The 24226-nt window shown below is 72.9% G+C and carries 24 protein-coding genes; 16 read left to right on the forward strand and 8 right to left on the reverse strand.

The window, feature by feature from the left end; genetic code table 11:
- Positions 1 to 147: 147 nt before the first annotated feature.
- Together BGO91_RS01780 and BGO91_RS01785 are read right to left on the reverse strand one after the other, a co-directional pair.
- Positions 148 to 1356: an amidohydrolase gene (locus BGO91_RS01780; RefSeq protein WP_290471165.1), complete on the reverse strand. Its 1209-nt coding sequence runs from the start codon at positions 1354 to 1356 to the stop codon at positions 148 to 150.
- Between the two features lie 198 nt (positions 1357 to 1554).
- The gene (locus BGO91_RS01785; RefSeq protein ID WP_290471166.1) at positions 1555 to 2625 is read right to left on the reverse strand and encodes a LacI family DNA-binding transcriptional regulator; all 1071 of its coding nucleotides are present in this window, start codon (positions 2623 to 2625) and stop codon (positions 1555 to 1557) included.
- A gap of 86 nt (positions 2626 to 2711) precedes the next feature.
- Between BGO91_RS01785 and BGO91_RS01790 the strand changes: the two genes are divergently transcribed.
- On the forward strand, positions 2712 to 3965 hold the full coding sequence (locus BGO91_RS01790; RefSeq protein WP_290471167.1) for an MFS transporter: 1254 nt from the start codon (positions 2712 to 2714) through the stop codon (positions 3963 to 3965).
- Positions 3966 to 4234: 269 nt separating this feature from the next.
- Here the strand turns inward: BGO91_RS01790 and BGO91_RS01795 are convergent, their stop codons facing one another.
- Positions 4235 to 5281, reverse strand: coding sequence for a lactonase family protein (locus BGO91_RS01795; RefSeq protein WP_290471168.1), 1047 nt, complete (start codon positions 5279 to 5281; stop codon positions 4235 to 4237).
- A 38-nt stretch (positions 5282 to 5319) separates the two neighbouring features.
- On the opposite strand from BGO91_RS01795, the gene nucS reads away from it, so the two are divergent.
- Genes nucS through BGO91_RS01810 form a run of 3 tightly spaced genes read left to right on the forward strand, consistent with a single transcriptional unit; the run spans position 5320 to position 7155 of the window.
- Entirely contained in the window at positions 5320 to 6015 is a 696-nt protein-coding gene (gene nucS / locus BGO91_RS01800) for an endonuclease NucS (protein ID WP_290471169.1), read from the forward strand.
- On the forward strand, positions 6015 to 6437 hold the full coding sequence (locus tag BGO91_RS01805) for an SseB family protein (RefSeq protein ID WP_290471170.1): 423 nt from the start codon (positions 6015 to 6017) through the stop codon (positions 6435 to 6437). The genes nucS and BGO91_RS01805 overlap by 1 nt, the downstream gene beginning before the upstream one ends.
- A 37-nt stretch (positions 6438 to 6474) precedes the next feature.
- Positions 6475 to 7155 carry an HAD family hydrolase gene (locus BGO91_RS01810; protein ID WP_290471171.1) on the forward strand — a complete coding sequence of 227 codons (681 nt, stop codon included), beginning with the start codon at positions 6475 to 6477 and terminating at the stop codon, positions 7153 to 7155.
- Positions 7156 to 7235: 80 nt separating this feature from the next.
- On the opposite strand, the gene BGO91_RS01815 is transcribed toward BGO91_RS01810, so the two are convergent.
- Positions 7236 to 9137: a PRD domain-containing protein gene (locus BGO91_RS01815; RefSeq protein ID WP_290471172.1), complete on the reverse strand. Its 1902-nt coding sequence runs from the start codon at positions 9135 to 9137 to the stop codon at positions 7236 to 7238.
- A 225-nt stretch (positions 9138 to 9362) separates the two neighbouring features.
- On the opposite strand from BGO91_RS01815, the gene BGO91_RS01820 reads away from it, so the two are divergent.
- The 6 genes from BGO91_RS01820 to BGO91_RS01845 are packed head-to-tail and all read left to right on the forward strand — an operon-like array spanning position 9363 to position 14839.
- The gene (locus BGO91_RS01820; RefSeq protein ID WP_290471173.1) at positions 9363 to 9671 is read left to right on the forward strand and encodes a PTS IIB subunit; all 309 of its coding nucleotides are present in this window, start codon (positions 9363 to 9365) and stop codon (positions 9669 to 9671) included.
- Positions 9672 to 9728: 57 nt separating this feature from the next.
- On the forward strand, positions 9729 to 9995 hold the full coding sequence (locus BGO91_RS01825; protein ID WP_290471174.1) for an HPr family phosphocarrier protein: 267 nt from the start codon (positions 9729 to 9731) through the stop codon (positions 9993 to 9995).
- 2 nt (positions 9996 to 9997) lie between these two features.
- Complete coding sequence (gene ptsP / locus BGO91_RS01830) at positions 9998 to 11674, forward strand: phosphoenolpyruvate--protein phosphotransferase (RefSeq protein ID WP_290471175.1); 1677 nt, start codon at positions 9998 to 10000, stop codon at positions 11672 to 11674.
- 39 nt (positions 11675 to 11713) lie between these two features.
- Positions 11714 to 13240: a PTS mannitol transporter subunit IICB gene (locus BGO91_RS01835; RefSeq protein WP_290471176.1), complete on the forward strand. Its 1527-nt coding sequence runs from the start codon at positions 11714 to 11716 to the stop codon at positions 13238 to 13240.
- Positions 13237 to 13674, forward strand: coding sequence for a PTS sugar transporter subunit IIA (locus BGO91_RS01840; RefSeq protein ID WP_021763896.1), 438 nt, complete (start codon positions 13237 to 13239; stop codon positions 13672 to 13674). Before BGO91_RS01835 ends, BGO91_RS01840 begins: the two co-directional genes overlap by 4 nt.
- Before the next feature lie 13 nt (positions 13675 to 13687).
- A complete protein-coding gene (locus BGO91_RS01845; RefSeq protein ID WP_290471323.1) occupies positions 13688 to 14839 on the forward strand; it encodes a mannitol-1-phosphate 5-dehydrogenase in 1152 nt (383 codons plus the stop codon).
- Between the two features lie 16 nt (positions 14840 to 14855).
- Here BGO91_RS01845 and BGO91_RS01850 read toward each other — a convergent pair whose 3' ends face one another.
- From BGO91_RS01850 to BGO91_RS01865, 4 genes are read right to left on the reverse strand one after another with little or no spacing between them, the layout of a single operon-like run.
- On the reverse strand, positions 14856 to 15419 hold the full coding sequence (locus tag BGO91_RS01850) for an alpha/beta hydrolase (RefSeq protein ID WP_290471177.1): 564 nt from the start codon (positions 15417 to 15419) through the stop codon (positions 14856 to 14858).
- Positions 15404 to 17017, reverse strand: a complete 1614-nt coding sequence (locus tag BGO91_RS01855; RefSeq protein ID WP_290471178.1) for an amidohydrolase family protein — start codon at positions 17015 to 17017, stop codon at positions 15404 to 15406. The genes BGO91_RS01850 and BGO91_RS01855 overlap by 16 nt, the downstream gene beginning before the upstream one ends.
- Positions 17014 to 17637 (reverse strand): bifunctional 4-hydroxy-2-oxoglutarate aldolase/2-dehydro-3-deoxy-phosphogluconate aldolase, encoded by a 624-nt coding sequence (locus BGO91_RS01860; protein ID WP_290471179.1) that lies wholly within the window; start codon positions 17635 to 17637, stop codon positions 17014 to 17016. The genes BGO91_RS01855 and BGO91_RS01860 overlap by 4 nt, the downstream gene beginning before the upstream one ends.
- A gap of 12 nt (positions 17638 to 17649) precedes the next feature.
- Positions 17650 to 18897: an alanine racemase gene (locus BGO91_RS01865; RefSeq protein WP_290471180.1), complete on the reverse strand. Its 1248-nt coding sequence runs from the start codon at positions 18895 to 18897 to the stop codon at positions 17650 to 17652.
- 192 nt (positions 18898 to 19089) lie between these two features.
- On the opposite strand from BGO91_RS01865, the gene BGO91_RS01870 reads away from it, so the two are divergent.
- From BGO91_RS01870 to BGO91_RS01895, 6 genes are all read left to right on the forward strand, one after another.
- Entirely contained in the window at positions 19090 to 20097 is a 1008-nt protein-coding gene (locus BGO91_RS01870) for a sugar kinase (RefSeq protein WP_290471181.1), read from the forward strand.
- Positions 20094 to 20900, forward strand: coding sequence for an IclR family transcriptional regulator (locus BGO91_RS01875; protein WP_290471182.1), 807 nt, complete (start codon positions 20094 to 20096; stop codon positions 20898 to 20900). Before BGO91_RS01870 ends, BGO91_RS01875 begins: the two co-directional genes overlap by 4 nt.
- On the forward strand, positions 20897 to 21301 hold the full coding sequence (locus BGO91_RS01880) for a RidA family protein (protein ID WP_290471183.1): 405 nt from the start codon (positions 20897 to 20899) through the stop codon (positions 21299 to 21301). Before BGO91_RS01875 ends, BGO91_RS01880 begins: the two co-directional genes overlap by 4 nt.
- Positions 21302 to 21459: 158 nt before the next feature.
- Positions 21460 to 22563: a 3-oxoacyl-[acyl-carrier-protein] synthase III C-terminal domain-containing protein gene (locus BGO91_RS01885; RefSeq protein ID WP_290471184.1), complete on the forward strand. Its 1104-nt coding sequence runs from the start codon at positions 21460 to 21462 to the stop codon at positions 22561 to 22563.
- A 30-nt stretch (positions 22564 to 22593) separates the two neighbouring features.
- A complete protein-coding gene (locus BGO91_RS01890) occupies positions 22594 to 23118 on the forward strand; it encodes an isoprenylcysteine carboxyl methyltransferase family protein (protein ID WP_290471185.1) in 525 nt (174 codons plus the stop codon).
- On the forward strand, positions 23115 to 24158 hold the full coding sequence (locus BGO91_RS01895; protein WP_290471186.1) for an NAD(P)/FAD-dependent oxidoreductase: 1044 nt from the start codon (positions 23115 to 23117) through the stop codon (positions 24156 to 24158). Before BGO91_RS01890 ends, BGO91_RS01895 begins: the two co-directional genes overlap by 4 nt.
- Positions 24159 to 24226: the final 68 nt, after the last annotated feature.

Here is a 24226-nt window from a genome sequence, read left to right on the forward strand (position 1 = left end):
CCTACGTCAGGCGCAGGCTCCGGGCGCAGCGGGACTCAGCCTGTCACTCCCGCGTCGCCCGGACTCCACACGCAGCGCTCGCGCAGCGCGGGCTCAGCCCGGCCCGGCGCCGCCCGGACTCCACGCGCAGCGCTGGCGCAGCGCGGCTCAGCCCAGCCACTCCCGCGCCGCCACCACGAGGGCGCGCACGCCGGTCGGGATGGTCGGCTGCGCGAGCGGAGCGAAGTACGGGGAGTGGTTCGACGGGATGTCAGTGTCGACCGTGCCCGCGGCGATCGCGGCCTGCACGACCTGCGGGTCGCCGCCTCCCAGCATCCAGTAAACCAGCGGGGCGCCGGCCGCGGTCGCGAGGTTGCCGACGTCCTCGCTGCCCGAGAGCGCGCCCGGGTCGAAGATGCGGTCGGCGCCGAACTCGGCGGTGAAGGCGGACGTCACGCGGGCGGTCGCCTCGGGCTCGTTCACGGTGACCGGGTAGCGCTCGCCCCACACCACATCCGGAGCCTGCGGCGCGCCGGACGCCTCCGACTCGGCGCGCAGGATGCGGTCGACGCCGCCGAGCACGCGCTCGCGCACGTCCTCATTGAAGCTGCGCACGCTGATCCCGAGCGTCGCCTCCGCCGCGATGATGTTGTTCTTGGTGCCGGCGTGCAGGGTGCCGACGGTGACGACCGCGGTGTCCTGCGGCGCGATCTCGCGCGACACGACGGTCTGCAGGCGCATGACGGCCGAGGCCGCCATGACGACCGGGTCGATGGTCGTCTCGGGGCGCGAGCCGTGACCGCCGCGGCCGTGGAGGGTGACCTCCATCGTGTCGACGGCCGCCATCGCGGCGCCGGAGTGCGCGCCGAGCATCCCGGCGGGCAGCGGGGTGACGTGCTGGCCGAGCACGACGTCCGGGGCCGGGACGATGTCATACAGACCGCTGTCCACCATGACCTGTGCGCCGCCGCCGTGCTCCTCGGCGGGCTGGAAGACCGCGACCACGGTGCCGGACCAGGCGTCGCGGGAGCCGACCAGCTCCTCCACCGCGCCCAGCAGGCAGGTGATGTGGATGTCGTGGCCGCACGCGTGCATGACCGGGACCGGGTGACCCGTCTCGTCCTCGGTGGTGACGGTGGAGGCCCAGGGCAGGTCGGTCAGCTCGCGGACGGGCAGCGCGTCCATGTCGGCGCGGAGGAGCACGGTCGGCCCCTCGCCGTTGCGGAGCACGCCGGCGACGCCGGTGCCGGCGATGCCCGTGTGCACCTCCACCCCCAGCGCGGTCAGCTGGTCGGCGACGATGCCGGCCGTGCGGTGCTCGGCGAACGAGAGCTCGGGGTGGGCGTGGAGATCGCGGTAGAGGGCCTCAAGATCCATACCCCTCACCCTACGCACACCGGCGCGCGCCGCGTCAGGCGACATCGCTTGACGCGGATTCGGCACGAATGCAGGGATACGGCGGCGCTTTCCCGACATTCGTGACGAATGCGCGGGCGCGCATTCGTGCCAAATGTGGGGATAGGGGCGCGCTTTCGCGAGATTTGGCACAAATGTCAGGGGGGGAGGTGGGGCGGGTCAGCGGTGGGCGGGGGCGGCGGTGGTGTTGCCCTGGTGGAATTCGGAGGTGAAGGATTCGGGGGTGATCTCGCGGCCCTCCAGCATGTCCACGACGGCGCGGCCGGCGGCGCGGCCCTTGTCGACGGCGGGCTGCACGAGGGTGGTGAGGTCGTAAGGCCAGAGGCCGTCGACGCGCACGCCGTCGAATCCGACGACGCTGACGTCCCACGGGACCTCGAGCCCGAGCTCCTCGGCGGCCCTGATGACGCCGGCGGCCAGGAGGTCGCTCTGCGCGACGATCGCGGTGGGGCGCCCCTGCGCCTGCTCGAGCAGCGCGGTTCCGGCGAGCCGGCCCTCCTCGACGAACGAGCCGCGGGTGACCCATCCCCCGACGCCCGGGAAGACGTCCTGCACCCCGGCGAGCCGGTCGACGGCTGTGGTGGAGCTGGCGGTGCGGGCCGACTCCGTGGTGAACCGGCCGCGGTTGCGGTCGCGGGTGAGCGGCAGCGCCACGACGGCCACGTCGCGGTGGCCGAGGTCGTGGAGGTGCTGCGCGGCGATGCGCGACGCCTCCCGGTTGTCCTGGCCGATGACGGGCACGCCGACGGCCGGGTCGCCCTCGATGGCGATCAGCGGGATGCCGCGCTGGCGGAGCATCCCGACCGACTCGTCGAGGCGCGGGCTGCAGCCGACCAGCACGACGGCGTCCATCGGGGCGTCCTCGATGCGCTGGGCGGCGTCGCCGGCGTCGGTGAGGATGAGGAGGCCCGCGTCGATCGCGCCGATCTCCTCGGTGATGCCGTCGAGCAGGGCGATCTTGATCGGGTCGCGGAAGGCGTCGCCGACCCGCTCCTCCATCACCACGCCGACGATGCCGGAGCGGCCGCGGCGCAAGGAGCGCGCCCGCGGGTCGGGCCCGGCGTAGTTGAGCTGCTTCGCCGCGGCGAGCACGCGGTCGCGCGTCGCGTCGGAGACCGGGCCGGTTCCCGAGAAGGCGAGCGAGGCCGTCGAGTTGGAGACGCCGGCGAGTCGGGCGACCGCGGCCAGCGTCGGCCGGACGGTCGCAGGGGCTGTGCTGCTGTCGTTCACGTGTGCTAGCTTAGTCGAATCGTTTCGATCGAAACGATTCGATGACCAAAATCCACCCGCCGCCCGCTCGATCACCAGGACAGCCGATGTCACAGCCGACCCCGACCTCTTCCACCTCCGTGCCGGCGCGCAGCCGCCGCCAACTCGTCGCCTGGCGCAACGCGGTCTTCGCCGTGTTCGTGCTGAGCGGACTCGCCACCGCCACGTGGGTCGCCCGCATCCCGGGCGTCCGCGACGACCTCGGGCTTGGCAAGGACCCGTCGGCCATCGGCCTCCTCATCCTGGGCATGTCGGCCGGCGCTGTCCTCGGGCTCGTCCTCTCCTCCCCGGTGCTCGTCCGCTTCGGGCCGCACAAGGGGATGTTCGGCTCGCTGACCATCGCCGCGGTCGGCACCGTGCTGCTCGGGCTCGGCTCGACCGTCTTCCACGCGGTGCCCCTGGTCGCGATCGGGCTCATCCTGCTCGGCCTCGGCAACGGGATGCTCGACGTCATGATGAACGTCGAGGGCACAGCCGTCGAGCGCGAGATCGGCAAGACCCTCATGCCGCTGATGCACGCGTGCTTCAGCCTCGGCACCGTGATCGGCGCGGGCGTCGGCGCCGCGGCCGCCGCCCTCCACATCGGCGTCGCCTGGCACCTGATCGGCATCGCCGTCGTGCTCGTCGTGGGCATCGCCGTCGCCATCCGCTTCATCCCGCGCGAGGCCGACCTCGGCGACGAGGGGGTGGAGACCGTGCGCATCCCCTTCGGCGAGCGCATGCGCGCCGCCCTCGCCGTCTGGGCCGACTGGCGCCTCATCCTCATCGGCGTCGTCATGCTCGGCATGGCGTTCGGCGAGGGATCGGCCAACGACTGGATCTCGCTCGCGGTGGTCGACGGTCACGGCCAGGCCAACTCGACGGGCGCCGTCGTGTTCGGCTGCTTCGTGGCGGCCATGACCGTCGGGCGCGTCGCCGGCGGCCCGATCGTGGACCGCATCGGCCGCGTCAACGCCATCCGCATCACCGCGGGGATGGGCGTCGCCGGCCTCCTGCTCTTCATCCTCGGCGGCCCGATGTGGGTCGTCGTGATCGGCACGGTGCTCTGGGGCTTCGGCGTCTCGCTCGGCTTCCCGCTCGGGATGTCGGCGGCGGCCGACGGTGCGAAGAACCCGGCCGCGCGCGTCTCCGCAGTGGCGATCATCGGCTACTGCGCGTTCCTGGTCGGGCCGCCGGTCATCGGCTTCCTCGGCAAGGACTTCGGCCTCCTGAACGCGCTCTACCTCATCCTGGTGCTGCTGCTCGCGTCGTTCCTCGCGGCTCCGGCGGTTCGCCCGCAGAAGGAGCGCGCGGCGGCCTGAGTGCGGCAGCGCGGCGGTATCCCGCTCGCTTCGTCCGGATCGTCGACGCGTTCTGGCGCAGATCTCCGTGTGAACGGCGCGACACGCCGTGCCGACCCCGCGTCCACCGTACGAACGGCGACGGCGCACGATGCGTCGCCCATCCGGTGGGCGGGTCCCGCAACTCCGGCACTCATGGCCGACGCGCCGCTCAGTTCACCGTCGGAACGGCGATCTGCGGCTCGGGAGGCCAAACCTCCGGAGTTGCCGGGCGCGGAGGCCAGGTGGGGTCAGATGAAGGCCAGGCAGACGGGGGTGGGGACGGGCGAGGCGGCGAGGAAGCGGAGGGCGCGCGTGCGCGCGTCGAAGGCGAAGACGGTGACTTCGTCGCTGTCCTGGCAGGCGGCGAGCACGCGGTCGCCCTCGGGGGCGATCACGAGGTCGCGCGGGGAGCGCCCGCGCGCCGGCTCGGTCGCGACGAGCGCCGCGCGCGAGACGTCGGGGTCGAACGAGAAGACCGCGATCGTGTCGTCGCCGCGGTTGGTCACGAAGACGGTGCCGCCGTCGTCGCTGACGCGCACGGCGGCCGGGGAGTTCTCGCCGGTCGCGCCCGCCTTGCGGGTGGAGACGGTGGAGACGCGCACGAAGCGGTCGCCGTCGCGACGCAGTACGTCCAGGGTGCTGTCGAGCTCGTTGACGACGACGGCGTGGCGGCCGTCCGGGTGGAACGCGAGGTGGCGCGGGCCGGCCGCGCCCGAGGACAGCGTGGCGTCGGGTCGGAGGACGAGGCCGCCCTCCTCGTCGAGCGCGTACCAGCGCACCTCGCCGAGGCCGAGGTCGACCACCACGATGTCGCCGCTCACCGGATCGACGCTCAGCTGGTGGACGTGGGGCGCCTCCTGGCGCGCGTCGTCGGGGCCGCGGCCCTCGTGCTGCACGAAGCCGGTGCGGGCGCCGATGGAGCCGTCGCCGTTCAGGGAGAAGACGGAGACCGACCCGCCGCTGTAGGTGCCGGCGATCAGCTGTCGACCCGAAGGGTGCACGGCCAGATGCGCGGGGTCAGCGCCTCCGCTCGACACCTCGCCGAGCCGGGCGAGCACACCGTCGCCGGAGCGGGAGAAAGCGACGAGGCCGCCGTCCGGCCCGGTCTCGGACACGGCGTACACGCGGGTGCCGTCGGGTGTCACGGCCACCCAGGAGGGGTTGCGCACGCGGGCGGCGACGGACACGCCCGTCACGTCCGACCCGTCGAAACGCGCGGCGAGGACGCCCTCCGCGTGACCGTCGACGTGCGGGAGCTGCTCGGTGTACGTGCCGATGACGAGATCGTGAGGCATGCCCCCATCCTGCCAGGGCGCCCCCGTAGGATGTTCCGGTGCGTCTCGTCATTGCCAACTGCTCCGTGGACTACGCCGGACGCCTGAGCGCGCATCTGCCGCTGGCGAAGCGGCTGCTCATGCTCAAGTCCGACGGCAGCCTGCTCGTCCACTCCGATGGCGGCTCGTACAAGCCGCTCAACTGGATGAGCCCGCCCTGCACCCTCGCCGTCAGCGAGCCGGACGAGCTGCAGCGGGAGGCCGGCATCACCGAGGTCTGGCGCGTCACCCAGGCGAAGACGGCCGACATGCTGATCGTCTCCATCCACGAGGTGCTGCACGACTCGGCGCACGAGCTCGGCATCGACCCCGGCCTGCAGAAGGACGGCGTGGAGGCGCACCTGCAGAAGCTGCTCGCCGAGCAGATCCACCTGCTGGGCGACGGGCACGTGCTCGTCCGCCGCGAGTACATGACCGCGATCGGGCCGGTCGACATCCTCGCCCGCGACGCCGCCGGGGCCTCCGTCGCCGTCGAGCTCAAGCGCCGCGGCGACATCGACGGCGTCGAGCAGCTGACCCGCTACCTCGAGCTGATGAACCGCGACCCCCTCCTCGCCCCCGTCTCCGGCGTCTTCGCCGCGCAGGAGATCAAGCCCCAGGCGCGCACGCTCGCCGAGGACCGCGGCATCCGCTGCCTCGTGCTCGACTACGACGCGATGCGCGGCCTCGACGACAGCGACAGCAGGCTCTTCTGATGGCACCCTCCCCCCGCTTCCCGCAGACCTACGAGAACGTGCCCGTGCGCAAGGCGCTCGCGGACATCGCGGCCGAGCCGACCCTCCCGAACCTGGAGGCCCTGCTCGCCGCCGCGATGAAGGGCGGCCTGGTGGTCGACGTCACCGGGTCCACCCCGGAGGACACCCGCCTGCGCACGATCAGCTCCACCGCCGGCGAGCCGGTGCTGCCCCTCTTCACCTCGATGAAGGCGCTGCGCTCGGCCGTCGGCCAGACCGCGGAGGGGGCGGGCACGAAGGTGCAGGCCGTCATCGTGCCGGCCATCGAGGCGCTCGGGTTCGTGCGCACCGCGGAGTTCGTCGCCGTGCAGTTCGATCCGGGATCCGAGCAGACGATGGTCGTGGCCCGCTCGCACATCGAGACGGCGCTCGGCGACCGCTGAGCGAACGTTCACAAACGCCGCATACGATGGGTGGGCTATGACCACCCCCATCACCCCCACCGTCACCCGGACGTGGACGTGCGTGCTGTTCGATCTCGACGGCACCCTCACCGACTCCGCACCGGGCATCACCGGCTCCCTCGTCAGCATGTTCGAGGACCTCGGCCGCCCCGTCCCCTCCCCCGCCGAGCTCGTCGAGTACGTCGGCCCGCCGCTGCTGGACTCCCTCGTGAAGTTCGCCGGCATGAACGAGGACGAGGCGCGTGCCGCCCTCGCGGTCTACCGCACCCACTACGCCCAGCACGGCGCGTTCGACAGCGCGGTGTTCCCCGGCATCCGCGGCCTGCTCGAGCGGCTGCACGCCTCCGGCATCCCGCTCGCCATCGCGACCAGCAAGCCCGAGTCGCAGGCGACCCGCATCCTGGAGCACTTCGGCCTGGCGAAGTACTTCACCGTGATCACCGGTGCCAGCGAGGACGAGTCCCGCAGCGCCAAGGCCGACGTGGTCGAGGAGGCCATGCGCCGCCTCACCGCCCAGAGCGTCGACCTCGACCACACCGTCATGGTGGGCGACCGCCAGTACGACGTGGAGGGCGCGGGAGCGCACGGACTGCCGACGATCCTCGTCGAGTGGGGCTACGGCTCCCCCGCCGAGGCCGCCGGCGCGATCGCCGTCGTGCACTCGGCCGACCAGCTGCGCAGCCTGCTGCTCGGCTGAGCCGCCCGGCGCCGGGCGAGCAGAGCACCCGGGCGAGCAGAGCACCCGGGCGAGCAGAGCACCCGAGCACGCGGCGCGCGCTAGGAGTCGATGATGCGGACCAGCTCGTCGATGAAGGCGGTGAAGGTGTCGGCGCGGCGGATCAGGCCGAGCACGGCCTCCCGGTCGCCGAAGACCTCCACGAACTGGTCGAACACGGTCTGGAACGACGCGCGGCCGCCTGCGTCGAAGGCGATGAACGCGATGACGTTGACGCGCGCGTCGCCCCAGTCCATCGCCGTGTCGTTGACGACGATCGCGATCGCCGTCCGCTTCGCGCTCATCGTCATGGCGTGGGGCACCGCGAGCGAGTCGGTGAACGCCGTGGACGACATCTGCTCGCGCTCGATCGTCTGATCGACGTAGTCCTGGTCGATGGCGCCGACCGCGATCATCCGGTCGCCCAGCGCACGGATCATCGTGAGCGCGTCGCGGGCGTAGAAGTTGCGCAGGAACAGGCGCTCGTCGAAGTACTCCAGGAGGTCGTTCTTGATCCGGGCGCGACGGCGCTGCCGGCGGATGCGCGCGACGGCCTGCCGGATGTGCTCCACATCCGTCTCGGTCACGAACGGCTGCACGATCACCGCGTTCTCGCGCCGCCCGCGGGGGTCGATCGTCGTGAGCACGAGGTCGGCGTCGAGGGCGGCCCAGTCGACGTCGGTCGAGGTGATCACGCTCGTGACGTCGAGCTCGTCGCCGAGGGCGCTCTCGAGCCGCTCCCGCAGCAGGATGTGCATGTCGTAGTAGTTCGGGCAGACGACGGCGCAGGTCACCGCATCCCGTCGGCGCGACTGCTGCTCCAGGTAGGCGCCGACGTGCATGGCGATGTAGGCGATCTCGTCCTCGTTGACCTCGATGCCCTCGGCGGTCTGCAGCCGGCTGGCGATGTAGACCGCCAGCTCGTAGATCATCGGGTACGAGCTCTTGATCGAGCGGGTCAGCGGATTGCGCGAGTAGGTCTTCTCGTGGGCGCGCGCGACGAGGTTCTGCACGTGCAGGGTGAGCCGCACGATGAAGTTCTCGTCGCGCAGGTCGACGAGGTACTCGGTGGAGGCGCGCGCCACGATGCCGCGCACGACCTCCAGATCGTGCTCGCTGACGAACTCCTCGACGGGGTCCCGGCCGGCGCCGGGTGCGATGACCCGGGTGCGGAGCAGGATGGCGAGGTAGCGCAGCTCGGTCGGGTCCAGCGCCACGTCGAAGTGCGTGTCGATCAGGCCGCCGAGGTCGTCGGCGAGCGCGCGGATCCCCTCACTGACCTCCGGATCGCCGGCGGCGGGCAGCACCCGGTCCTTGGCGACGCGGTCGAGGGCGACGGCCATGTGCAGCAGGACGTCGTTGATCCCGTACTCGTTGACGAAGAAGCCGCGGGCGTCGAGCATCCCGACCAGGTCGGACTTGAACTCGGCCAGGCCGCGCGACGCGAACGCCTCCTGGATGCGCGCCACGTCGACCACGCCCTGCCGCATCTCGTCGCGGAACAGGCGGCTGATCAGCTTGCGGCGCGCGATCTCCGGCCCGGTCAGCTGCACGACCGGACCCTGCCGCTGCAGCGCGAGCTCGGTGTCGGCGAGGATGCCGCGCAGGCGGGTCAGGTCGGACTCGATGGTGGATTCACTGACGAACAGGCTCTCGGCCGCCTCGTAGACGTCGACGCCCTCCGGCTCGTCCAGCAGGCGTCGGGCGAGGAACACGAGACGCTCCTGCGGTGAGCCGACGCTCGGCTCCGCGGCCTCCGTGTCGTCGAGGTGGGCGGCGTACGCCTCGGACCGCACCCGGTACCCGTTGGCGCCGGACTCGACCAGGTCCCCCAGGGCGGCGGCGTAGGTGCGGATGCTGCGCGTCGTCACGCCCAGATCGTGCGCGAGCTCGGCGGCGGTCACCCAGGCAGCACGGCGCGCCAGGATGTCCAGCATCCTCGTCTGCTGTGCCGAGAGCGCCACCCGCACCACCTTCCGCTACGAGTCAATCACCTACCGTGCCCGGGACCGAGGCGCATCCCACCGATCTTCCGCTCCCCCCGGAAGAGGAGCCGGACGGCGGCGGCTTCCGCTCCCCCGGAAGAAACGCTGCTGGAGCGACGCACGCAACGGGACGAGCATGGCAGACGATCCATCAGATCCATCCGCTCCACCCAGCAACTCCGCGTTACCGAAAGGCACAGGTCGATGAAGATCGTGGTCGTCTGCGGCGCGGGTGCCTCGAGCACCTTCGTCGCCGTCAAGCTCCGCAACGCGGCTGCCGCGCGCGGAGTCCCGGTGACCGTGGAGGCGGGGAGCGTCTCCCAGCTCGACGCGCTCGCGGGCATCGACGTGATCCTCGTCGGCGCGCACCTCGAAGCCTCCGTCCCCGCCCTGCGCGAGCGCGCCGCCGCCTCCGGCACCGCGGTCGCCGTGCTCCCGCCCATCTCCCCGGCCGCGCTCGACGGCGCCCAGGCGCTGGATCTGGCTCTCGGCAGCCGGACGACGGCACTATGAGAGCACGAGCCACTCGCCCGGGACCCCGGGGCATCGAAACATCGAAGGAGAACACACATGGCTGAGCGGATCATCACCGTCGGATCGACCCACGGACTGCACGCGCGACCGGCGAAGCTCTTCGTCGAGGCCGTCAAGAGCTCCGGCGCCACGGTGAAGCTGTCGAAGGAGGGCGGCAAGACCGTCGACGCCGGCAGCATCCTCGGCGTGATCTCGCTGGGCATCGACCACGGCGACAAGATCGTCCTCACCACCGACGCGGCGGACGCGGACGCGGTGCTCGACGACCTCGCCGACATCCTCACCACCGACCACGACGCCTGATCATGACCGGGACAACGACTCAGCTCACCGGCGCCGGCATCGGCCAGGGCGTCGCCCTCGGCCGCGTGCTCCGCATGTCCGACCCGCTCCCCGAGCCGGCCGAGACCCCCAGCACCCGCACGCCCGACGAGGAGAAGGCACGCGTCTCGGCGGCCGTCGCCGCCGTCGCGGAGGATCTGCGGTCCCGTGCCGCGAAGGTCACCGGCATCGCCGCCGACGTGCTCGAGGCGCAGTCGATGATGGCGGAGGACTCCACCCTCGCCGACGACGTGGCCACCCGGATCGACGGCGGCACCACCGCCGAGCGCGCCGTGTTCGAGGGCTTCGCGGTCTTCCGCGACATGCTCATCGGCCTCGGCGGCTACATGGGCGAGCGCGCCACCGACCTCGACGACGTCGCGCAGCGCGTGATCGCCGCTCTCGCGGGCCGCCCCGCCCCCGGCGTCCCGGAGTCGGACGAGCCGTACGTGCTCGTCGCGCACGACCTCGCGCCCGCCGACACCGCCCTGCTCGACCTGACCAAGGTGCTCGGCCTGGTCACGCGCGAGGGAGGCCCGACCTCCCACACCGCGATCCTCGCCCGCGAGAAGGCCATCGTCGCCATCGTCGGCGTGGCCGGCGCGGACGCGCTCGCCGACGGCACCGAGGTCATCGTGGATGCGGCCTCCGGCACGGTCACGGTCGCCCCCGCCGACGAGCAGCGCGCCGACGCGCAGCACCGCATCGAGGAGCGCGCGGCCGCCCTGGCCGGCGGCCTCGAGCCCGGCGCCCTCGCCGACGGCACGCCCATCCCGCTGCTCGCGAACCTCGGATCGGCCGACGGCACGCAGAAGGCCCTCGACGCCGGAGCCGAAGGCGTCGGACTGTTCCGCACCGAGTTCCTCTTCCTCGACCAGCGCATGGCCCCGACGGTGGAGCAGCAGCGCGAGCACTACATCGCCCTCCTCTCGGCCTTCCCGGGCCAGAAGGTGGTCGTGCGCGTGCTCGACGCCGGCGCCGACAAGCCGCTCGCGTTCCTCAACGACGCCCACGAGGACAACCCGGCGCTCGGCCTGCGCGGCCTGCGCGCGCTGCGGGCCAACGAGGACCTCCTCCGCGAGCAGCTCACCGCCCTCGCCGAGGCCGACGCGGTCACCGAGGCCGACCTCTGGGTCATGGCGCCGATGGTGTCGACCGTCGAGGAGACGCGCTACTTCGTCGAGCTGGCGACCGGGTACGGCCTGAAGACCGTCGGCGTGATGGTGGAGGTCCCCTCCGCCGCCCTGCTCGCCGACCGCGTGCTGCAGACGGCCGCGTTCGCCTCCATCGGCACGAACGACCTCACCCAGTACACGCTCGCCGCCGACCGTCTGCTCGGCTCGGTCGCCGGCTTCCAGGACCCGTGGCACCCCGCCGTCCTCCGCCTCATCGGCGAGGTCGGCGCCGCGGGCGCGGCCCACGGCAAGCCGGTCGGCATCTGCGGCGAGGCCGCGGCCGACCCCCTGCTCGCGGTCGTGCTCGTGGGCCTCGGCGCCACCACCCTCTCGATGTCGCCGGCGGCCCTCGCCGACGTGCGGCTCTCCCTCACCCGTTACACCCTCGACCAGGCACGAGCCCTGGCCGAGGTCGCCCTGGCCGCCGACGGCGCGGCCGAAGCCCGGGACGCGGTCCGTGCGGCCGCGGCCGCCTACCCACAGTGACACCCGCTGGGTGATCACCGACAGAAACGAGGCCCCAACATGACATCGGCGACAGAGACGTCGGCGACGGCGTCGACACCGAAGAAGCCCGGAGGCGCACGCGTCGCCGTCCAGCGCTTCGGCACGTTCCTCTCCAGCATGGTGATGCCGAACATCCCGGCATTCATCGCCTGGGGCATCATCACCGCCCTGTTCATCCCCGAGGGGCCCTTCCCGAACAAGGCGATCGGCGGCCTCGTCGGCCCGATGATCACGTACCTCCTGCCGCTCCTGCTGGCCAACACCGGTGGACGCCTCGTCTACGGCGTCCGCGGCGGCGTGGTCGGCACGATCGCGGCGATGGGCGTCATCGTCGGCTCCGACATCCCGATGTTCATCGGCGCGATGATCATGGGACCGCTCGGCGGCTACCTGATGAAGCTGATCGACAAGATCTGGGAGGGGAAGATCAAGGCGGGCTTCGAGATGCTCGTCAACAACTTCTCCGCCGGCATCCTCGGCTTCCTCCTCGCGATCGGCGCCTTCTTCGGCATCGCGCCGCTGGTGGAGGGGCTGAGCAAGGCGCTCGAGGCCGGAGTGAACTGGCTGGTGTCGGTGCACCTGCTGCCGCTGGTCAGCATCCTGGTCGAGCCGGGCAAGGTGCTCTTCCTCAACAACGCGATCAACCACGGCGTCTTCACCCCGATCGGAACGCTCGAGGCGCAGCAGACCGGCAAGTCGATCCTGTTCCTCATCGAGACGAACCCCGGCCCCGGCGCGGGCATCCTCCTGGCCTGGGCGATCTTCGGTCTGGGCGCGGCGCGCGCCAGCGCTCCCGGCGCGTTCATCATCCAGTTCTTCGGCGGCATCCACGAGATCTACTTCCCGTACGTGCTGATGAAGCCGATCCTGATCATCGGCGCCGTCCTCGGCGGCATGACCGGTGTGGCGGTGAACGTCGCCTTCCAGACCGGCCTGCGGGCGCCGGCCGCGCCGGGATCGGTGTTCGCGATCTTCGCCCAGGCACCCGTCGACAACATGTTCGGCATCGCCGTGTCGATCGTGGCCGCCGCCGCCGTCTCGTTCGCCTTCAGCGCGATCGTCCTGAGGGCGACCCGCAAGCGCGACCTCGCCGCCGGCAACGCGGGCGACCTCTCGGCCGCCGTCGCGCAGACCGAGGCGAACAAGGGCAAGTCCTCGTCCGTCCTGGGCAGCCTGGTCGACGAGGGCGAGCACGACGCCGGCGACGCCCAGGGCGACGGCACCGATCGACTGGTGCGCAACATCGTGTTCGCGTGCGACGCTGGGATGGGCTCGAGCGCGATGGGCGCCTCGGTCCTGCGCAACAAGATCAAGAAGGCCGGCGTGGAGGGGGTCACGGTGACGAACCAGGCCATCGCGAACCTCGACGGCACCGCCGACCTCGTGATCACCCAGCAGCAGCTCACCGACCGCGCCAAAGGCCAGTCGCCTGCCTCGGTCCACGTGTCCGTGGACAACTTCATGAACAGCCCGCGGTACGACGAGGTCGTCGATCTCGTCAAGAGCCAGCAGGCCCAAGCAGCACCGGAGGACGCCAGCAAATGACCGACACGATTCTCGACCGGGCGAACGTCGTGGCCGCGGGTTCCGCGACCACGCGGGAGGACGCGATCCGCGAGGCGGGTGCGCTGCTGGTGAACGCCGGCGCCGTCCTCCCCGGCTACGTCGACTCGATGCAGGACCGCGAGAACACGGTCTCCACCTTCATGGGGAACGGGCTCGCCATCCCGCACGGCACCAACGAGTCCAAGGACGAGATCACCCGTTCGGCGCTCTCTTTCATCCGCTACTCCTCGCCGCTCGACTGGGGCGGCGAGGAGGTGCGGTTCGTCGTGGGCATCGCCGGGCAGAACAACGAGCACCTCGAGATCCTGTCCAAGATCGCCATCCTCTTCTCGGAGGAGGACGACGTGCAGAAGCTCATCGACGCCCCGGACGCGGACGCCCTGTTCGCGCTCCTCGGCGACGTGAACGAGTGAGGTGACCGAACGCATGAAGGCCGTCCATTTCGGTGCGGGCAACATCGGCCGCGGCTTCGTGGGGCTCCTGCTCCACGAAGCCGGGTACGAGGTCGTGTTCGCCGACGTCAACGCCGAGCTGATCGACGCGCTGGCCGCGGCCGACTCGTACGACGTGCACCTCGTCGGCGAGGAGTCGGAGACCAAGACGGTCACCGGGTTCCGCGCGATCAACAGCGCGACCGACGAGGCCGCGCTGGTGGCCGAGATCGCCACGGCGGACGTGGTGACCACGGCCGTCGGCCCGCGCATCCTGCGCTTCGTCGCGCCGGTGATCGCGAAGGGCCTCGCCGCCCGGGCGGACGACGCCCCTCGCCTCGCCGTGATGGCGTGCGAGAACGCGATCGGCGCGACCGACCTGCTGGCCGCCGAGCTGATGGACGGCCTGCCGGACGACGAGACGCGGGAGGCGCTGGGCGCCAAGGCGGTCTTCGCCGACACCGCGGTCGACCGGATCGTGCCCGCGCAGGACCCCGGGTCGGGCGTGGACGTGACCGTGGAGACGTTCTACGAGTGGGTCGTCGACCGCAGCCCGTTCGCCGGCCACGAGCCCGTCATCCCGGGTGCGCACTTCGTCGACTCCCTGGCTCCGTACATCGAGCGCAAGCTCTTCACGGTGAACACGGGGCACGCGACGGTGGCGTACACCGGCTTCCTGCAGGGCGCGAAGACCATCAGCGAGGCCATCGCGATCCCGCTCGTGCGCGAGGCCGCCGAGGACGCGCTGCGCGAGACGTCGGCGGCGCTCGTCGCCAAGCACGGGCTCGACGAGGAGGAGATGGCCGCGTACCGCGCGAAGATCCTCGACCGCTTCACGAACCCGCACCTGGTGGACGAGGTGACCCGCGTCGGCCGCGAGCCGCTGCGCAAGCTCGGCCGCAACGACCGGTTCATCGGGCCGGCCATCGACCACGTCGCCTACGTCGGCACCGTGCCGCAGGCGCTGCTCGCCGCGGTCGGCGCTGCGCTGCGCTTCGACGTTCCGGAGGACACCCAGAGCGTGGAGCTGCGGCACCTGCTCGAGGAGGCCACCCCGGAGGACATCGTCACCGAGATCACCGGGGTCGTGCCGGGCGAGGCGCTCTACGAGCCGCTCGTGGCGGTCGTGCGCGAGGTGCAGGGCTGAGCTCCGGCTCCTCTGCTCAGCGCGGCTGCAGCGTCGTGGTCGGGTCGAAGCACCACGCGAGCATCGACGGCCACTCGCCGTAGCCCGCGCTGAGCTCCAGATGGCCGCCGCCGGGGATGACCTGGACCGGGATGCCCAGCGGCGCACCGTAGGCGGCCTGGGCGCCCTCGGGGCAGTACGGGTCGTCGTCGGAGGCGACGATGGTCGTCGCGTATGCGGGCCGGGCCGGCTCGGGCGACGCGAAGGCGGCGATCTCGGGGATGCCGGCCACGACCTCCCGCGACGGCGGAGCGACGAGCATGACGCGGTCCACGACCGTGTCGAGCGGGCGGGCGCCCAGCCAGAGCAGGCAAGCGAGGCTGTGGCAGATCACGGTGACGTCGGCGTCGTCCGCCGCCGCCGCGCGCAGCGACTGGGCTGCCGCATCCCGCCACGCCGCGAGGGACGGCGCCGACGCGCTCGGGAGCTGCGGGTACTCCACCCGCTCGCCGCGCGAACGCAGCGCGGTGGCGAGCTCGTGCTGCCAGTGCCCGGGCGGTCGGTGGTTGTCCCAGCCGTGCAGGATCAGGAAGCTGCGCATGCCGTCGAGCGTAGCGCGCGGCCCGGGCGGCTCCCGGTCCGCTCCCCGTCGGCGATGACCGCCTCGCCCGCCACGAACACCCACGGGATGCCGGCCGCCTGCCGTCGCGGCGCGGCGAACGTCGCGCGATCGGCCACGGTCGCCGGGTCGAACAGCACGACGTCGGCGACCATCCCGGGCGCGATGCGACCGCGGTCGGCGAGGCCGAGCAGGGCCGCCGGGCGCGCGGAGAGGTGCACGATCGCGTCCTCGAGGCGCAGCACGCCCTCCTCGCGCACGTAGTGCCCGAGGTAGCGCGGGAAGGTGCCCCAGGCGCGGGGATGCGGCTTGTCGCCGACGAGGATGCCGTCGCTGCCGCCGGTGTGGCGCGGGTGGGCCATCATCGTGCGCACGTTGGCCTCGTCGCCGACGTGCTGCAGGATGCCGGTGCCCAGACGATCGGCCACGAGCAGCTCGAGGGCGACGGTCGACGCGGGCCGCCCGGCCTCGACGGCGAGGGCGGCGACGGTGCGGCCGACCCGGCCGGCGAGCGCGGGATCGCGGACGCCGGAGATCTCGATGGTCTCCCACTCCACGGGGACGCCGTGGCAGCCGTCCGTGCCGACGACGTCGAGCTCGTGGGCGATGCGCGCCCGGGAGGCGGGGTCGCGCAGGCGGTCGAGCGTGGCCGCAGGACCACCGGCCGCGGCCCACGACGGCAGCAGCGCGGCGAGGGTCGTCGAGCCCGGGAGGTACGGGTACGTGTCGAAGGTGAGGTCGACACCGGAGGCCAGGGCCGCATCCAGCAGCGCCACCAGTTCGGCCGCCCGCCCGCGGTTGACGCCGAAGTTCATGGTGGCGTGCGCGAGGTGCAGCGCGACCCCGGAGCGGCGGGCCACCTCGATCATCTCGGCGTACGCCTCCAGCGCCCCCGCGCCGTAGGAGCGCTGGTGCGGGACGTAGACGCCGCCGTGGCGCGCGACCACCTCGCAGAGGGCGACGAGCTCGTCCGTGCCGGCGAACATCCCGGGCACGTAGGTGAGGCCGGAGGACATGCCGAACGCGCCGTCGCGCATCCCGCGGTCGACGAGGGCGCGCATCGCGGCGATCTCGGCATCGGTGGCGGGGCGATCGGCGGCGCCCACCACATCCAGCCGCACGGTGCCCTGCGGGACGAGCGCGGCGACGTTGGCGGCCGGACGCGCGGCGTCGACCGCGGCGAGGTAGTCGCCGATCGTCTCCCAGCCGAGGGAGAGGCCGGCCGGCACGCCGTTCCAGCCGGCGAGCTGCTCGCGCAGCACGTCGACCGCGGCGGGGGTCGCCGGCGCGTACGAGAGGCCGTCCTGGCCGACGACCTCGGTGGTCACGCCCTGCGAGACCTTCGCCAGATGGACCGGGTCGGTCAGCACGGCGAGGTCGGAGTGGGCGTGCATGTCGATGAAACCGGGGGCGAGCGCGAGGCCGTCGGCGTCGACGACCCGTGCACCGGGCGCGTCGATCCGGCCGCCGACCTGCCGGATGCGTCCGTCGGCGAGCAGCGCGTCCCCGGTCTCCCCCGGCCGGCCGGTGCCGTCGAGCACCAGCGCGCCGCGGAGGAGCGTCGGCGCCGGCCCGGTCATGCGCCCGTCGCGGCGGCGCCGAACTCCCGCGCGCGCTCGGTCACGGCGGCCCAGGAGGCGGCGGCGATGTCGGCCGCGCTGACCACGCTCGAACCGGCGGTGACCGCGAGGGCCCCCGCCTCCATCCACTCGCGCGCGTTTCCGGCGTCGAGACCGCCGGACGGCACGAACGCCGTGCCGGGGAACGGCCCGCCGAGATCGCGCAGATAGCGCGGGCCGACGAGCGAGGCCGGGAAGACCTTCACGGCGGCGGCACCCAGCTCGACGGCGCGCATCACCTCGGTCGGGCTGAGCGCGCCGAGCAGGATGGGCACGCCCGCCTCCCGCGCGACGGCCGCCGCGCTCTCGCTGAGCCCGGGCGTCACCAGGAACCGCGCGCCCGCGGCGATGGCCGCTTCGGCGGTGCGCGCGTCGGTCACGGTGCCGGCGCCGACGAGGGCGTCGTGCTCCCCCGCGGTCGCTTCGGCGATCACGTCTTCGACGCCAGGAGTCGTGAAGGTGAACTCCACCGTGCGGATGCCGCCCGCGGCGAGCGCGCGGCAGAGGCCGACCGGGTCGTCGATGCGGGGCGCGCGCACGACGGCGAGCGCGCGGTCGTGGCGGAGGGTGTCGAGGAGCATCCGGGGGTCCGTTCAGCCGAAGGCGGTCTCGAGCAGGCCGGTGACGCGCGGCTCGGGGGCGAGCGCGTCGTCGACGACCGCGAGCGCGCGCCACTTGTCGAAGGTCGTGCAGGGGTGCGAGAGACCGAAGCGGATCACGTCGCCGACCTCGACCCTGGCGTAGGAGGGCAGCCGCACGAAGGTGTGCTGGTCGTTCATCGCCGTGACCACGGCGCCGTCGAGCGGGATGGCCCGGTCGGCCCCGAGCGCGCGGATCGCCTGCGGCACGGGCATCCCCTCGTCGTACGGGAAGTCGCGCTTGCCCGCGTCGACGAGCGCGAGACCCGACTCGGGGCGCGAGACGACCGTCGCCCAGCCGTGGATGGCGGAGCGGAACTCGCCGCCGCCCACCCGGCCGAGCGGGGTGATGACACTGTAGAACCCGTCGTCGTGCGTGATGTACGCGCCGGAGCGCAGCAGCACGTCGACGACGCGGCCGCCGGTGCCGTCGAGGTCGCGGCGGGGCGCTAGCACCTCGGCGACGACGTCGAAGTACGCACTGCCCCCCGCCGTGATGATCGCCGGTGCACCGGCGGGATACAGGCCGCCGGCCTCGAACGCGTCGTGCAGTTCGCCGAGCGCGCGGAGGTAGGCGCGCACGGTCGCCAGGGACTCCGGACGGGCGTCGTGCGCGAGTGCTCCCTCGTATCCCGCGACGCCCGCGAGCCGCAGCGCCGGGGAGGCGGCGACGGCGCGGGCGATGGCGAGCGCGTCCTCCGCCGTGCGGGCACCGGTGCGGCCACCGGGCGCGCCCAGCTCGACCAGCACGGCGAGCGGCTCCGGGAGGTCGAGGCCGGCGAGCGCGTCCGTCATGATCTCGACGGCCCGCGGGGAGTCGGCCCAGACGGTCAGCCGGTCGGTGTCGGCAGCGAGGGCACGCAGCGCAGCGGGCTGGACGAGCGCGTTGGCGAGCAGCACCCGCGGCATCCCCCAGCCGAGCGCGACGGAGGCCTGCCACGGCGTCGCCACCGTGATGCCCCAGGCGCCCGCGTCGAGCTGGCGCTGCCAGAGCTCGCGGCTCATCGTGGTCTTGCCGTGCGGCGCGAGGCCGACTCCCGCGGCGCGGCACCAGTCCGCCATCGTCGCGAGGTTGTGCGCGACCGCGCTCTCGCTGAGGGTGACGAGCGGGGTCGGGAAGTCGCGGAGCGCGGGGCGTGTGTCGCCGAGCGCGGCGACATCCGCGGCGGCGTAGCCGAGGGGTACGGCCTTGTACTCTCTCACGTCGGTCCTCCGGGATGGGGCGTGGATGTGGGTGGGCTGAACCAGTGCGTTGCGTATTTTGCAACGCGCGTTGCAGTGTGTGCTCGTTCTGTTCTAGCATGCCTCTGGGCGTCCGCCAAGACCGGCGCCCACCGCCGAGCGTCACCGAAAGCCACCGAGCGTCACCGAGAGCCACCGCAGAGAGGAGGGGCAATGCCGTCGCCCCTGCTCGTCACCCTCGGCGAGGCCATGGTCGTCTTCTACCCCGAGGCGCACCGGCCGCTCGCCGAGGCGACGGCCTTCGGCTCCGACGTCGGCGGCGCCGAGTTCAACGTCGCCACCTCCCTCGCCCGGCTCGGCCTGCCGACCGCGTGGGTCTCCCGGCTCGGCGCGGACGGCTTCGGCGAGCGCATCCTGCACGTCGCGGCGGACGCCGGACTCGACACGCAGGCGGTCGAGCTCGACGAGCAGCGCCCGACCGGTCTCTACGTCAAGGAGTCCACGCCCGGGCCCGGCGGCGTCGCGACCCGGATGCACTACTACCGCCGCGATTCCGCCGCGTCCGCCCTCGGTCTGGAGCAGCTGCACGCCGCTCCGGCCGCCGACCTGCTGCGCCGCGCCTCCCACCTCCACACCAGCGGCATCACGGCGGCCCTCTCGCCGAGCGCCGCGGAGGCGACCGCCGGCCTGCGGGAGGCCGTCGGCCCGGAGACGCTCATCAGCGTGGACCTCAACTTCCGCCCCCGGCTCTGGCACGACCGCGACACCGCCCCGCTCGACGCGCTCGTCGCCCAGGCCGACCTGCTCTTCTCCGGCCACGACGAGGCCCGGGCCCACTTCGGCCACACCGACCCCGCGCGCCTGTTCGCCGCCTTCCCGCACCTCGACGCGGTGGTGCTCAAGGAGGACGCGCACCGCGCCTCCGTGCACCGCCGGGAAGGCAGCGAGAAGCACGTCCCCTGCCTGACCGTGGAGGTCGTGGAGCCGGTGGGCGCGGGCGACGCGTTCGCCGCCGGCTTCTTGGCCGGGCTCGCCGAGGGTCGCGACGACGCGGCCTCCCTGCGCCTCGGGCATGCCCTGGCGGCGCTCACCCTGATCGGGCACGGCGACCGGCCGCTCTCGGTGCCGACCGCGGCCGAGCGCGAGACGATCGCCGGGGCCGGCGACGAGTGGTCCGGGTGGCGCGTGCACCCCGGCGAGATCCCCTGGAGGTCCGCATGAGTCAGTCCCTCGCCCGCGCGCTCGACGTGCTCGACCTCGTCTCCCGCGGCATCGCGACCCTCGACGCGCTGGCCGAGGAGGTCGGCGTGCACAAGACGACCGTGCTCCGCCTCCTGCAGACCCTCGAGCAGCGCGGCTTCGTCGGCCGCGACAGCTCGCACCGCTACCACCTCGGCCCGGCGGTCTTCGCCCTGGCCGAGAGCGCGCTCGACGCCCGGGATGTGCGCACCGCCGCGGCCCCGGCCCTGCGCGACCTCGCCGCCGAGACCGGTCAGACCGTGCACCTGGCGACCTACCAGGACGGCGTCGTCACCTACATCGACAAGGTGGAGTCGCGGCAGCCGCTGCGCATGTACTCCCGCGTCGGCCTCCCCGCCGCCCTGCACGCGACCGCCGTCGGCAAGGTGCTGCTGGGCGCGCTGGATGCCGCGGAGCTCGACCGCATCGTCTCCGCGGTGCCGTTCGAGCGCTACACCGAGCGCACCATCGGCAGCGCCGCCGAGCTCGTGACCGAAGTCCGCCGCAGCGCCGACCGCGGCTGGGCCGAGGACCACGAGGAGCACGAGACGTTCATGAACTGCGTCGGGGCTCCGGTCTTCGGAGCCGACGGGCGCATCGCAGCGGCCGTCTCGGTCTCGGTGCCGAACGTCGTGCTGCCCTACGAGGGCGTGCTCGGCCTCCTCCCGTCGCTGCTCGCCGCCACCGCGCGCATCTCCGCCGAGCTGGGGGCACCCGCCTCCGGCATCCCGACCGCCACCCTGCCGGGCGCGAGTGCGCCCGCCGTCCCGAAAGGCTCCGCATGACCGACCGCATCGCCGTCTCCACCACCGACGCGCCGCCGCCCGCCCACACCTTCTCGCAGGGCGTCCGCCGCGGACCGTTCCTCCAGGTCTCCGGCCAGGGGCCGGTCGACCCCGCCACCAGCGAGTACCTGCACGCGGGTGACGTGAAGGCGCAGACCATCCGCACCCTCCAGAATGTGGAGGCCATCCTCGCCGCCGGGGGCGCCACCTTCGACGACGTGATGATGCTGCGCGTCTACCTGACGACGCGCGACGACTTCGGCCTGATGAACGAGGCGTACGGCGAGTTCGTCGGCGCACGCGTCGCGTCGGGCGTCCTCCCGGCCCGCACCACGGTCTTCACCGGCCTCCCGCGCGAAGAGATGCTCGTCGAGATCGACGCCCTCGCCGTCCTGGCCTGACGCGCCGCCCCTCGCCCTCCGCTCCTCCCTCCCCACATTCGTGCCGAATGTCGTGAATGGGCGCCGCTAACACCGCATTCGTGCCGAATGTCGGGAGTGGGGAGACTGCCCCGTGCCCTCCCTGTGGCGCACGGAGCCGCGGGGTGTACGTTGCGCTTGTGAGCCGAATCGTGTCGGTGGCGCCGGTGCTCCCGGCCCGCAGCTACCCCCAGCAGGAGATCACGACCGCGCTTCTGGGGATGATCACACCGGACCCGAAGCGCCAGGCCGTGATGCGCCGCATCCACGCCTCCAGCGGGGTCGAGACGCGCAGCCTGGTCATGCCGCTGGAGCGGTACAGCTCGATCGCGTCGTTCCAGGAGTCGAACGACTTCTTCATCGCGGAGGGAACGACGCTCGCCGAGCGCGCCATCACCGGGGCGCTCGCCTCGGCCGGGCTCGAACCGGCCGACGTCGACTTCCTGCTCTTCACCTCGGTGACCGGCATCGCCGCCCCGTCGATCGACGCGCAGCTCGTCGCGCGGCTGGGGCTGCGTCCCGACGTCAAGCGACTGCCGAGCTTCGGGCTCGGCTGCGTGGCCGGTGCCGCAGGCATCGCCCGCGTGCACGACTACCTGGCCGGGCATCCCGGGGAGGTCGCGGTGCTGCTCTCGGTGGAGCTCTGCTCCCTCACAGTGCAGGCCAGCGACGACTCGATGGCCAACATCGTCGCGAGCGGCCTCTTCGGCGACGGCGCCGCGGCGGTCGTCATGGTCGGCGACGAGCGGGCGCAGGCTCTGGGCCTCCCGGGCCCCGAGGTCGTCGACACCCGCAGCCACATCTACCCCGACACCGCCGACGTCATCGGCTGGGACATCGGCGGCACGGGATTCCGGATCGTCCTGAGCGCGGGCGTGCCCGAGGTGATCGAGCGCAACTTCGCCGGGGACGCCCGCGGGATCCTCGCCGCTCACGGCCTCGAGGTCTCCGACGTCGGGGCGTGGGCCGCGCATCCCGGCGGCCCGAAGGTGCTGGAGGCGTTCGCCCAGGCGCTCGACCTGCCCGAAGGCGCCCTGGACGCGAGCTGGCGGTCGCTGGCCCGGGTCGGCAACCTGTCGTCGGCGGCGGTGCTGCACGTGCTCGCGGAGCAGCTGGACGCCCACGAACCCGGGACGGTCGGGCTGCTGTTCGCCCTCGGCCCCGGCGTGACGAGCGAGCTCGTGCTGCTGCGCTGGGCGGCCGGTGCGTCGGAGGCGCCCGCGGCGATCGGCGCGGCCGCGTGATCCGGGCAGCGTCGTGATCTGGGCAGCGTCGTGATCTGGTACGTAGTGCTCGTGCTGGCGACCGGCGGCGAGCGCATCGCCGAGCTGGTCGTCTCCGCCCGCAACGCCCGCTGGTCGTTCGCCCGCGGCGGCGTCGAGTTCGGCCGCGGTCACTTCCCGCCGATGGTCGCCCTCCACACCGGCCTGCTGCTCGCCTGCCTCGCCGAGGTGTGGTTCGGCGACCGGCCGTTCCTCCCGTGGCTGGGCTGGCCGATGTTCGCGCTGGTGCTCGCCAGCCAGGCCCTGCGCTGGTGGTGCATCGCCGCGCTCGGTCCGCGCTGGAACACGCGGGTCATCATCGTGCGCGATCTCCCGCTCGTCGCGGGCGGCCCGTACCGCTGGCTGAAGCACCCCAACTACGTCGCCGTGGTCGTGGAGGGTTTCGCCCTCCCCCTCGTGCACACCGCGTGGATCACCGCACTCGCCTTCACGGTGCTGAACGCGGTGCTGCTGCTGGCCGTGCGCATCCCGTGCGAGAACCGCGCGCTGGCCACCGTCGTCCCCGCCCGGGCATGAGCGGCGCCGACCTGATCGTCGTCGGCGGCGGCCCGGTCGGGCTGGCCTGCGCGATCGAGGCGCGGCTCGACGGGATGGACGTGCTCGTCGTCGAACCCCGCACCGACCCCATCGACAAGGCCTGCGGGGAGGGGCTCATGCCGGGTGCGCTCGCAGCCCTGCACCGCATCGGCGTCGACCCGTCGGGCCGGCCCCTGGCCGGCATCGCCTACATCGATCGCGACGCGCGCGTCGAGCACCGCTTCGCCGAGCGGCCGGGCCGCGGAGTGCGGCGCACCGTCCTCCAGACCGCTCTGGCCGAGCGCGCCGATGCGCTGGGCGCCAGACGGGCGGAGGGCCGGGTCACCGGCATCACGCACCAGGGCGACCGCGTGCGGCTCGAGCTCGCCGACGGGACCGCTCTCGAGTCCCCGTGGGCGATCGCGGCGGACGGCCTCCACTCCCCGCTGCGGCGCATGCTCGGGCTCGAGCGGCGCCCGCAGGCCGAGGCGCGGCGCCGGTTCGGCGTGCGCCGGCACTACGCGATCGAGCCGTGGAGCGACCTGGTCGAGGTGCACTGGTCCCCCGGCGCCGAGGCCTACGTCACCCCGGTCGACGACGGCACGGTCGGGGTCGCCGTCCTGGGGCGGCGTCCGCTGGACCAGGAGGCCGTGCTCGCGTCGCTGCCGGGTCTCGCCTCCCGTCTCGACGGCGCCGAGACGATCGGGACGGCGCGCGGCGCCGGGCCCCTGCTGCAGCGCGCCCGTTCCCGGTCGTCCGGGCGCACGCTGCTGGCCGGCGACGCGTCGGGTTATGTGGACGCCCTCACCGGCGAAGGGATGCGCGTCGGCTTCGCCCAGGCGCGGTCCGCCGTCGCCGCGGTGCGCGCGGGCGACACCGATCAGTACGAACGGGCCTGGCGGGCGACGACCCGGGACTTCCGGATGCTGACCTCGGCCCTCGTGATCGCCGCGCGCTCGCGCTTCCGGCCCCGCATCGTCCCCACCGCGGCCGCGCGCCCCGAGCTCTTCGGCTCCATCGTCGAGCGCCTCTCGCGCTGACAATGCATGCATAGGAGGGTCTAAATGGTGTGCTCGACGGGGTCTCGCGGTTAGAATGTAGAAGATCG

This window comes from Leifsonia sp. 71-9 (genome assembly GCF_001898805.1).
GTDB lineage: Bacteria > Actinomycetota > Actinomycetes > Actinomycetales > Microbacteriaceae > Leifsonia.

Coding starts and splice junctions, on each gene's coding strand:
- BGO91_RS01780 (WP_290471165.1), bottom strand. CDS start 1,356: ATGGATCTTGAGGCCCTCTACCGCGATCTCCACGCCCACCCCGAGCTC.
- BGO91_RS01790 (WP_290471167.1), top strand. CDS start 2,712: ATGTCACAGCCGACCCCGACCTCTTCCACCTCCGTGCCGGCGCGCAGC.
- BGO91_RS01795 (WP_290471168.1), bottom strand. CDS start 5,281: ATGCCTCACGATCTCGTCATCGGCACGTACACCGAGCAGCTCCCGCAC.
- BGO91_RS01805 (WP_290471170.1), top strand. CDS start 6,015: ATGGCACCCTCCCCCCGCTTCCCGCAGACCTACGAGAACGTGCCCGTG.
- BGO91_RS01810 (WP_290471171.1), top strand. CDS start 6,475: ATGACCACCCCCATCACCCCCACCGTCACCCGGACGTGGACGTGCGTG.
- BGO91_RS01820 (WP_290471173.1), top strand. CDS start 9,363: ATGAAGATCGTGGTCGTCTGCGGCGCGGGTGCCTCGAGCACCTTCGTC.
- BGO91_RS01825 (WP_290471174.1), top strand. CDS start 9,729: ATGGCTGAGCGGATCATCACCGTCGGATCGACCCACGGACTGCACGCG.
- ptsP (WP_290471175.1), top strand. CDS start 9,998: ATGACCGGGACAACGACTCAGCTCACCGGCGCCGGCATCGGCCAGGGC.
- BGO91_RS01835 (WP_290471176.1), top strand. CDS start 11,714: ATGACATCGGCGACAGAGACGTCGGCGACGGCGTCGACACCGAAGAAG.
- BGO91_RS01840 (WP_021763896.1), top strand. CDS start 13,237: ATGACCGACACGATTCTCGACCGGGCGAACGTCGTGGCCGCGGGTTCC.
- BGO91_RS01845 (WP_290471323.1), top strand. CDS start 13,688: ATGAAGGCCGTCCATTTCGGTGCGGGCAACATCGGCCGCGGCTTCGTG.
- BGO91_RS01850 (WP_290471177.1), bottom strand. CDS start 15,419: ATGCGCAGCTTCCTGATCCTGCACGGCTGGGACAACCACCGACCGCCC.
- BGO91_RS01855 (WP_290471178.1), bottom strand. CDS start 17,017: ATGACCGGGCCGGCGCCGACGCTCCTCCGCGGCGCGCTGGTGCTCGAC.
- BGO91_RS01860 (WP_290471179.1), bottom strand. CDS start 17,637: ATGCTCCTCGACACCCTCCGCCACGACCGCGCGCTCGCCGTCGTGCGC.
- BGO91_RS01870 (WP_290471181.1), top strand. CDS start 19,090: ATGCCGTCGCCCCTGCTCGTCACCCTCGGCGAGGCCATGGTCGTCTTC.
- BGO91_RS01875 (WP_290471182.1), top strand. CDS start 20,094: ATGAGTCAGTCCCTCGCCCGCGCGCTCGACGTGCTCGACCTCGTCTCC.
- BGO91_RS01880 (WP_290471183.1), top strand. CDS start 20,897: ATGACCGACCGCATCGCCGTCTCCACCACCGACGCGCCGCCGCCCGCC.
- BGO91_RS01895 (WP_290471186.1), top strand. CDS start 23,115: ATGAGCGGCGCCGACCTGATCGTCGTCGGCGGCGGCCCGGTCGGGCTG.